The organism is Pseudomonas sp. P5_A2_2 (genome assembly GCF_054177685.1).
Map to the genome: position 1 here is coordinate 1 of NZ_JBGCUL010000535.1, position 3,118 is coordinate 3,118.

Genomic DNA, 3,118 nt, shown 5'->3' on the forward strand with positions numbered 1-3,118 from the left:
TCGTTGCCCCCGGGCCCTTCGGCCCGGGGATCGCCAGCAGGGCTGGCTCCTACAGGGATCGAGTTGAATCAGCCGATCCTGTATTGCGTCTTTTACAGCCCTGATTTCAGGCTGGCTTCCAGGTATTCGTCGATGTCGCCATCGAGCACCTTGTCACAGTCGCTGCGTTCGATGTTGGTGCGCAGATCCTTGATCCGCGAAGCATCGAGCACGTACGAACGGATCTGATGACCCCAGCCGATATCGGACTTGGTGTCTTCCAGCGCCTGGGACGCCGCGTTGCGCTTCTGTATTTCCTGCTCGTACAACTTGGCCCGCAGCATTTTCATGGCGGTGTCTTTGTTGGCGTGCTGGGAACGTTCGTTCTGGCAGCTGACCACGGTGTTGGTCGGTACGTGGGTGATACGTACGGCCGAGTCGGTGGTGTTTACGTGCTGACCACCGGCACCGGAGGAGCGATAGGTGTCGATCCGCAAGTCTGCCGGGTTGATTTCGATTTCCACCTTGTCATCGATCTCGGGGGAAACGAACACCGCCGAGAAAGAAGTGTGGCGACGGTTGCCGGAGTCGAACGGGCTCTTGCGCACCAGACGGTGCACGCCGATCTCGGTCCGCAACCAGCCAAACGCGTATTCGCCCTTGATGTGCACGGTCGCGCCCTTGATCCCGGCGACTTCACCGGCCGACAGCTCCATGATGGTCGCGTCGAAACCGCGTTTGTCGGCCCAGCGCAGGTACATGCGCAGCAGGATGTTGGCCCAGTCCTGGGCTTCGGTGCCGCCGGAACCGGCCTGGATGTCCAGGTACGCGTTGTTCGGGTCCATTTCATGGCTGAACATGCGCCGGAATTCCAGCTTGGCGAGGCTTTCCTCGAGACGGGCCAGCTCGGCGACGACATCGCCCACTGCGCCTTCGTCGTTCTCTTCAACGGCCATGTCCAGCAGGTCACGGCAATCGGCCAGACCGGTGTTCAGTTCGTCGAGGGTATCGACGATCTGCGCCAGCGCAGCGCGCTCGCGGCCCAGTTCCTGGGCGTATTCAGGTTTGTTCCAGACACTCGGATCTTCAAGCTCGCGATTGACCTCGGTCAGACGCTCATGCTTTTGATCGTAGTCAAAGATACCCCCGAATAGTTTCGGAGCGCTCGGACAGGTCCTTGATGGTGTTCAGGATCGGGTTGATTTCCATGACGGGCAGCACTCGTTGGCGAACTTTTGAAAGCCGGCGAGTATACCGGGAAACGGCCGATAACGGCAGTCCGCTTGGCCGAAAAGACGGGTTTACAGACGTTCTTTACAGCGATTGAGGCCATTGTGGGAGCGAGCTTGCTCGCGATGACGGAGTGTCAGTCCATGGAACTATCGACTGACACAACGCCATCGCGAGCAAGCTCGCTCCCACAGGGCTTTGCGTCGCTCAGGAAATAGGGTAGATCACTCCACGCCCACCTGATTACGCCCATTGTTCTTCGCCGAATACAGCCCCTTGTCCGCCGCCAGGATCAGGTCGCGGCAATTGCTGCCCGCTTTCGGGGTGATGGTCGACAGGCCGATGCTTATGGTCAGGCTCGAACCTTCGGTGGGCGAGTTATGCGGGATCTTCAGGGCGGCCACGGTCTGGCGCAGCTTCTCGGCCACCAGCCGTGCCCCGCCCKGGGAGGTGTTGGGCAGCACCAGGGCGAACTCTTCGCCGCCGTAGCGGGCCGGCAAGTCCGAAGGCCGGGCACTGGCGTCCTTGATCGCCGCGGCGACCTTGCGCAGGGCTTCATCGCCCTCCAGGTGACCGAAGCTGTCGTTGTAGGCCTTGAAGTAGTCCACGTCGATCATCAGCAACGACAACTGGCTCTGCTCACGCAGCGAACGGCGCCATTCCAGTTCCATGTATTCATCGAAGTGCCGACGGTTCGACAACCCGGTCAGGCCGTCGGAATTCATCAGGCGTTGCAGCACCAGGTTGGTGTCGAGCAGTTGCTGCTGGCTGACCCGCAGCGCGCGGTACGCCGCGTCCCGTTGCAGCAGGGTCATGTAGGAGCGTGAGTGATAGCGGATACGTGCGACCAGTTCGATGTTGTCCGGCAGCTTGACCAGATAATCGTTGGCTCCGGCCGCAAAGGCCGCGCTCTTGATCAACGGGTCTTCCTTGGTCGACAGGACGATGATCGGAATGTCCTTGGTCGCCGGGTGATTGCGGTATTCACGTACCAGGCTCAGACCGTCCAGTCCCGGCATCACCAGGTCTTGAAGAATCACCGTCGGCTTGATGCGCACCGCGTGGGCGATGGCCTGGTGCGGGTCGGCGCAGAAGTGGAAATCGATATTCTCTTCATTCGCCAGGCCGCGGCGCACGGCTTCGCCGATCATGGCCTGATCGTCCACCAGCAACACCATGGCGGCGTTTTCGTCGGTCTTGAAGTCGTCGAGCTGTAATTCATTCATGTGCGGTCACCTGAGTACTACCTGAGCCAGGGATGAGGGAAAAGGTGCTCATTTGGCGAATATCTCCAGCAATCGTGGTGCTATCTTGTCCAGCGGGCGAATCTCCACGGCAGCGTCGATGGCCGCGGCCGCCTTCGGCATGCCATACACCGCACTGCTGCGCTGGTCTTGTGCGATGGTCAGGTAGCCCTGTTGGCGCATGAGTTTAAGCCCCTGGGCGCCATCACGCCCCATGCCGGTGAGCAAAACCCCCACGGCGTCACCATTCCAGTAACTGGCCACGCTTTCGAAGAACACATCGATGGAGGGCCGGTAGATCTCGTTGACCGGTTCGGCGGTGTAGGCCAGCGTGCCGTTTTTCAGCAGGCGAATATGGTGATTGGTGCCGGCCAGCAATACCGTGCCGCTTTGCGGCGGCTCGCCTTCCTCGGCCAGGCGGACGTTGAGACCGCTGGCGCTACTGAGCCATTCAGCCATGCCGGCGGCAAACACCTGGTCAACGTGCTGCACCAGCACGATGGCCGGAGAAAAATTGTGCGGCAGTCCCTTGAGCAAGACTTCCAGCGCTGCCGGCCCACCGGCGGATGAGCCAATGGCGATCAGGCTCTGGCGTGAGCCCGTACTGCGCAACGGTGCCGGCGTCGGACGCGGGCGGTTGCCCTTGTCGCCGATCAGCCAGCTGA

At 61.0% G+C, this 3,118-nt stretch carries 3 protein-coding genes; all 3 read right to left on the bottom strand.

What is annotated here, in order from left to right:
• Positions 1-92: 92 nt before the first annotated feature.
• Positions 93-1,188 (bottom strand): peptide chain release factor 2 gene (prfB, locus tag ACXRVY_RS21815; RefSeq protein WP_223458770.1). Its coding sequence is split into 2 segments (ribosomal slippage): positions 93-1,115 and positions 1,117-1,188, totalling 1,095 coding nucleotides; the frame shifts between segments, so codons are not numbered across the junction.
• Between the two features lie 245 nt (positions 1,189-1,433).
• Positions 1,434-2,435 carry a diguanylate cyclase domain-containing protein gene (locus ACXRVY_RS21820; protein ID WP_458238218.1) on the bottom strand — a complete coding sequence of 334 codons (1,002 nt, stop codon included), beginning with the start codon at positions 2,433-2,435 and terminating at the stop codon, positions 1,434-1,436.
• Between the two features lie 48 nt (positions 2,436-2,483).
• On the bottom strand, positions 2,484-3,118 hold a 635-nt coding region (locus tag ACXRVY_RS21825), incomplete at its 5' end, for a chemotaxis protein CheB (RefSeq protein ID WP_458238219.1).